Genomic DNA, 6,163 nt, shown 5'->3' with positions numbered 1-6,163 from the left:
ATGGCAAAAGAAAAGTTTGAACGCGTAAAACCGCACGTAAACGTAGGTACAATCGGCCACGTTGACCACGGTAAAACAACTCTAACAGCAGCAATCACTAACGTACTTGCAAAAGTATACGGTGGTGAAGCAAAAGACTTCGCATCAATCGATAACGCTCCAGAAGAGCGTGAGCGTGGTATCACAATCTCAACTTCACACGTTGAGTACGATACACCGACTCGTCACTACGCACACGTAGACTGTCCAGGACACGCTGACTATGTTAAAAACATGATCACTGGTGCTGCACAGATGGACGGCGCGATCCTAGTAGTTGCTGCTACTGACGGTCCTATGCCTCAAACACGTGAGCACATCCTACTTTCTCGTCAGGTTGGTGTACCTTACATCATCGTATTCATGAACAAATGTGACATGGTTGACGACGAAGAGCTTCTAGAGCTAGTAGAGATGGAAGTACGTGAACTACTTTCAGAGTATGACTTCCCAGGTGATGACCTACCACTAATCCAAGGTTCAGCGCTTAAAGCACTAGAAGGTGAGAAAGAGTGGGAAGACAAGATCGTTGAGCTTGCAGAAGCACTAGATTCTTACATCCCAGAGCCAGAGCGTGATATCGATAAGCCATTCATCATGCCTATCGAAGACGTATTCTCAATCCAGGGTCGTGGTACAGTAGTAACAGGCCGTGTTGAAGCTGGTATCATCAACGTGAACGACGAAGTTGAAATCGTAGGTATCAAAGAAACTACGAAGACAACTTGTACGGGTGTTGAGATGTTCCGTAAGCTTCTAGACGAAGGTCGTGCGGGTGAGAACATTGGTGCACTACTACGTGGTACTAAGCGTGATGATGTTGAGCGTGGTCAAGTACTAGCGAAGCCTGGTTCAATCACACCTCACACGAAGTTCACTTCAGAAGTATACGTACTTTCTAAAGATGAAGGTGGTCGTCACACGCCATTCTTCAAAGGCTACCGTCCACAGTTCTACTTCCGTACAACTGACGTAACAGGTAACGTTGAGCTACCAGAAGGCGTAGAAATGGTAATGCCTGGTGACAACATCAAGATGACTGTAGAGCTAATCTGCCCAATCGCGATGGACGAAGGTTTACGCTTCGCTATCCGTGAAGGTGGCCGTACAGTTGGTGCTGGTGTTGTAGCAACTATCGTTGAGTAATATCGACTTTAGTTAATGCCACAAAGCATTAGAAGAACCCGAGCTTAGGCTCGGGTTTTTTTATGTCTTGTAGGTCGGCATAAGCGAAGCGCCATCCGACGGAGAGTCCCTTGGCGGTAGTTAGACTGGCTTATTTCACCTTGCGGAAAGGAAACGCCTTCGCTTCGCTCATTGTCGTTAGCCCTTTGCACGAAAGTCACTTCGGTGACCTTTTTTAATGTCTGTAAAAAAAAGTGGTAGGTTGGATAAGCGAAGCGCCATCCGACGGAGAGTCCCGAAGCCATTGTTAGACTGGCTTATTTCACCTTGCGCAAAAGCCACGGACTTCGTCCATGACTTTGTACGTTAATGATGATAATCATTGTCTCTAAAAAACCGTAAAAAGCGTTTGACCTCAACCTTACTTGAGCTTTTATCGTACGTGTAACGACTTTAAAAGTATAAGGAAAACTGGATGCTAGAGCTACAATCATCACCTATCGCAGAATATATTATTCATTACCTCAGTCGCTTCTCTATTGACGCCCCCGTAGGTACTTTAAGTTTTGTGCAAGCCTTACAGGCGCAGCACATAGCTATGTACAGCTTCAGCAGCATTAATGCGATGCAGGGCACTTACCTAAGTCTTGAGCCTGAAGCGCTGTTTGAGCGGCTAATTGCACTGCGCCAAGGTGGTTATTGCTTTGAGCATAATCGCGTGATGTTTTTAGCGCTTGAAGCGCTCGGTTACAGTGTCAGGCCCGCATTAGCACGGGTGATGCTTAGTGGTAAAAGCGATAATCCGCGAACGCATCGAGTCACCTTACTCTCTTATAATGATCACACATATGTGGTGGATGTGGGTTTTGGCGTAAAGGTACCTATCATGCCGATTGCCATCGATCATGATCATGTGACCAACGAAGGACCCAATCAGTATCGGGTAGAATGTACAGACTCCCATGTGAAAGTCTCGTTACTTGAACCTGAGTCGCTCACTTTATATGAGATTGACTTAGCAAAGGTATTTGAAGAGGACTGCGAGGTGGGGCATTTTTACAGTCACCAGCATCCCGAGGCGGCGTTTGTGAATAACCTGGTTGTGTCACGTGTTGATGATGGCAAGCGCTACCTGATCCGTAATACGACTTTTTTATGCCTAGATGAGCGCGAGCAGACACAAAGCGAGCTGGAGATCCGTAGTGTGTCTCAGCTGCAGCAGTTGCTACAAAGGCACTTTAATATCGTCGTCACCAAAGAGTGCTCGAATAAAGTATTTGCTAAGGTACAAGTGCGGCAGTTGGCGCGAGAGGGCTAGCGGCTTAATGCGCTCTTATTGCCTGCTCACAGCGGGCCTCGGTATTGAGCTTGCTTTTAAGCATGTGATGGCTTTTTTGCAGTTTGCTGATTAAGCTCTCATCGCTGTTAATATTGGCGGCGAGGTACATGCGTTTACTCAAATGGGGAGAAACATAAACACGCTCCCACTCTCCGTGCCTACCTAATGCCATTTGTACATTCTTCACGAATAGGTCGGCGCCATACAACAGGTCAACTCGTGCTTTGTTGAGCATTTGTGCGCCTTGTTCATGGCTGGCTAGGATCACTAAGTTATCATCTTGGCTGAACCCGATTTCCACCAAATGTTGCTCGGTTGGTTGTCCTGAGGCCACGGCGACAACGTATTGCCTGACATCCTCAATATCATTAATCTTTATATCTTTTCTCGCTTTGAGCTTATAGAAAGATACATTTATTTCGCACAGGGGGGCGACCCAATGATATTGCTTTTCGCGCTCTTGTGTACGTGCCAGAGAGTAAATAAAGGCGTTGGGGGTATTGTTCACCACATGATTGGTTCTAAACCAAGGTAGAACATGAATTTTGTAATCAATTTTGCTGTGTTCAAAAAGCATTTTTACCAAATCTGTAGCGACTCCGCCAATTCGCCCCGGCCCCAGAAACTCCTGATAAGGAGGGAAGTCTTCGGTATAAATATGTACTGGATCATTTGACTCATCAGCATGCACGATACTTTGGAATATTAATAAAGCCCCTGTGGCTATCCAGCGGATTGATTGTTGCATTATTCTCGCCCTGTTTTTTCCCTTTTTATAAAGCGTAGTCAAAGTGATACATTTTGGTGTTATTTTATCCGTCGCCTAGTGCGCCTTAATTGGATACAATGGATCTATACTTAGAAATAAAACAGCCTGATAGGTAGTGAACACAAGGATTTAAGCGGTATGACTCGTATGTTAGCGTTAGTGGGCGCGGTTTTTTTTCTCAGCGCCTGTACCAGCCTCGTTGAAAAAGGAGACAAATTATACGAACAGGGCATGTATCAACAGGCAGCCGAATTTTATCAGCAAGCTTTAAACGAAGATGCAACAGATGTTGAGGCTCAGCAGCGGCTTAATCAGGCCCGCTACAAAATTATAGACCGCGGACTCATTGAGGTTCGCATGTTGCGATTGGCTGCAAATCAAGTGGGGGCTGCGGATAAGCTTGAAGCTATCTTGAGAAATCAAAGCTCTTGGCATATTGAAGCGATGGGAGCACAAGCTGCAACACAAAGTGAGGAAATTCGTTACGCTGAGCAGTTTTTACGTACTCAAGCCAAAGATCTAGCCAGCAGCACATATCCAGATAAGTTTCGTTGGTTTGAACACAAGTATGCGTTTTTGGTCGCCAACGCGCAACTTACTTCATTGTTGACGGGCTATCAGCAACAACTAAGCGAACAAGCAACAAACAAATGTCACACGCTGGCTGAGCAGGTGCAGGGACAGCGTTTTTTTCTCAAACAGCTCGCACAAAAATATTGCTCGGCTTGGGGAGTGTCACCAACGTTCAAGCTAGATCAGCGTGACCAAAGCCGTTATAGAAGTATTGTTTTCAATAAGCAACTACAACTTAATACCTCAAAACGACGCGCTCATCAGCAGTTAATAGATGGTGCCCTCAGGGAGCTTAAAGACCAGTTTCAGCAAAGTATTTGGTACTCTCCTTTTGGTGATAATGTACTTAACTTGACGATAACCGCCGATGTTGACTATCAGCGCAACAGCATACAAAAGCAACAGGAAAAACGCTATTTGGTCAAGGAGCTACGTCTTGATCCAAATGACAAATCTAAACAAGTTGAGGTAGATATTGAACGGGTCTATATCTATCCACAAACACACTACCATGAAGAATACTCTGCACGCTTAAGCTACAGTGGCCAATTGGCTACAATGCAGTTTGCAAATCAATATATAGATAGCAAAAACAATCGAACCGTCAGTCATAGTGCCGACTTTGAAGAAGCTGAGTTAACCCCTAGAACGGCCAAGTTTTTAGATCAAACGGGCGCATTTTCTGACTATTTAAAGCACCTGACACAAGGCACCAGCGAAGAGCTGACAAAACTATGGGCTAACCAATACTGCCAAAATCAGTATGCGCAAAACTCGACTGAAAATGTGCTCAGATGTGCTCGCGTGGCACCTGATGATGATTATGTAAATAGTTGGTTTGAGCGTCAGTTTGGCATCGATTACAAAGCGATGCGCACGTTATATGGCGCGTAAGCTGGAGCGTAAAAGCATGGACTGAGTCCATGCTTTTAGTCGATACTAATCAATTAGGCGTGAAACCACAAAATAAGGGTTTAGGTAACTCTCTTTTTGGTTGTATTGCAGTGGCGTGCCATCAATTTGGCTGACCGTTGCGCCTGCAATTTCTGCGACAGCGTGACCTGCACCCGTATCCCATTCACAAGTTGGTCCAAGTCGAGGGTAAATATCAGCTTGGCCTTCAGCAACGAGACACAGCTTTAGCGAGCTGCCCTTAGGAACCATTTCAACTTCTTCAAATTGTTCGAGATATGTTGCTAAGTCAGGAGATGGGTGTGAACGAGAACCAACCACATGAATTTTGCCTTTGTTAGGCTTTTTAGTCACTTTTAGTTCAATGCGCGCTTCGCCACACTCTCTAAATGCACCAATGGCTTCGGCTGCTAAATAGCTGATATTCAAAGCGGGTGCATGTACCACCCCCAGTATTGGTTTAGCATTTTTGATTAACGCAATATTGACGGTAAATTCGCCATTCTTTTTGATGAACTCTTTAGTACCGTCGATTGGGTCGACCAGCCAGTATTGTTCCCATGTTTGTCTGGTTGGCCAATCAATATCGGCACTTTCTTCACTCAAAATAGGCAGCTCAGGAGTGAGCTTTTTTAGACCTTCTACTATTACCTTATGGGCCGCGAAATCGGCATCGGTTACTGGACTTTCATCAGCCTTATACTCGATATTAAAATCTTTGGCATAAATCGGCATGATGGCGTCACCCGCTTTGCGTGCCAACAGTAAGATCTCTTCCAATAGATCGGTCTGGTTCATAACTTATCCTATGATGTTTCTAGTTTTTAGATACTCTACTAACTGTTCGACGGATTGCTGCAAGGTGTTTTTACTGGTATCTAAACGCACTTCAGGGTTACTAGGCACCTGATAATCAGAATCTATCCCAGTAAAGTGTTTTATCTCCCCAGCTCTAGCTTTTTTGTACAGTCCCTTGGGATCTCGTTGTTCACACACATCTAAAGGTGTATCCAAAAAGACTTCAATAAACTCACCGTCTGCTAATAGCTCACGTACCATATCACGTTCTGCACGAAACGGGGAAATAAAGGCTGTTAATACCACCAAACCAGCATCAGCCATCAATTTGCTCAGCTCACCTACACGGCGAATGTTTTCCACGCGGTCAGCATCACTGAACCCCAAATCTTTGCATAGGCCATGACGTACATTATCTCCATCTAGCAGATAGGTATGTACACCTTGCTGATGTAGCGCACTTTCTAGTGCACCTGCAACGGTACTTTTACCAGAGCCAGAGTAACCTGTGAACCAAAGCACGCAGGGCTTATGACGCTTATGTTCACTACGTTGGGCTTTATCAACGGCATAGTTATGCCAAACTATATTTTCATCCATATTACTAC

At 45.1% G+C, this 6,163-nt stretch carries 6 protein-coding genes; 3 read left to right on the top strand and 3 right to left on the bottom strand.

The annotated features are described in order from the left end of the window. Together tuf and BET10_RS00220 are read left to right on the top strand one after the other, a co-directional pair. Positions 1-1,185: an elongation factor Tu gene (gene tuf / locus BET10_RS00225; RefSeq protein WP_070982779.1), complete on the top strand. Its 1,185-nt coding sequence runs from the start codon at positions 1-3 to the stop codon at positions 1,183-1,185. 454 nt (positions 1,186-1,639) lie between these two features. Further along, on the top strand, positions 1,640-2,482 hold the full coding sequence (locus BET10_RS00220) for an arylamine N-acetyltransferase family protein (RefSeq protein WP_070982812.1): 843 nt from the start codon (positions 1,640-1,642) through the stop codon (positions 2,480-2,482). A 4-nt stretch (positions 2,483-2,486) separates the two neighbouring features. On the opposite strand, the gene BET10_RS00215 is transcribed toward BET10_RS00220, so the two are convergent. Further along, complete coding sequence (locus BET10_RS00215; protein WP_083330374.1) at positions 2,487-3,251, bottom strand: substrate-binding periplasmic protein; 765 nt, start codon at positions 3,249-3,251, stop codon at positions 2,487-2,489. Positions 3,252-3,410: 159 nt separating this feature from the next. Between BET10_RS00215 and BET10_RS00210 the strand changes: the two genes are divergently transcribed. After that, positions 3,411-4,739, top strand: a complete 1,329-nt coding sequence (locus tag BET10_RS00210; RefSeq protein ID WP_070982811.1) for a hypothetical protein — start codon at positions 3,411-3,413, stop codon at positions 4,737-4,739. 45 nt (positions 4,740-4,784) lie between these two features. Here BET10_RS00210 and cysQ read toward each other — a convergent pair whose 3' ends face one another. Together cysQ and cysC are read right to left on the bottom strand one after the other, a co-directional pair. Further along, positions 4,785-5,555: a 3'(2'),5'-bisphosphate nucleotidase CysQ gene (cysQ, locus tag BET10_RS00205; protein WP_070982810.1), complete on the bottom strand. Its 771-nt coding sequence runs from the start codon at positions 5,553-5,555 to the stop codon at positions 4,785-4,787. A 3-nt stretch (positions 5,556-5,558) separates the two neighbouring features. Then, positions 5,559-6,155 carry an adenylyl-sulfate kinase gene (gene cysC / locus BET10_RS00200; RefSeq protein WP_070982809.1) on the bottom strand — a complete coding sequence of 199 codons (597 nt, stop codon included), beginning with the start codon at positions 6,153-6,155 and terminating at the stop codon, positions 5,559-5,561. Positions 6,156-6,163 lie beyond the last annotated feature (8 nt).

This window comes from Pseudoalteromonas amylolytica, assembly GCF_001854605.1.
GTDB classification, from domain to species: Bacteria; Pseudomonadota; Gammaproteobacteria; order Enterobacterales; family Alteromonadaceae; genus Pseudoalteromonas; species Pseudoalteromonas amylolytica.
This window is presented reverse-complemented; position numbering and strand designations above follow the sequence as displayed.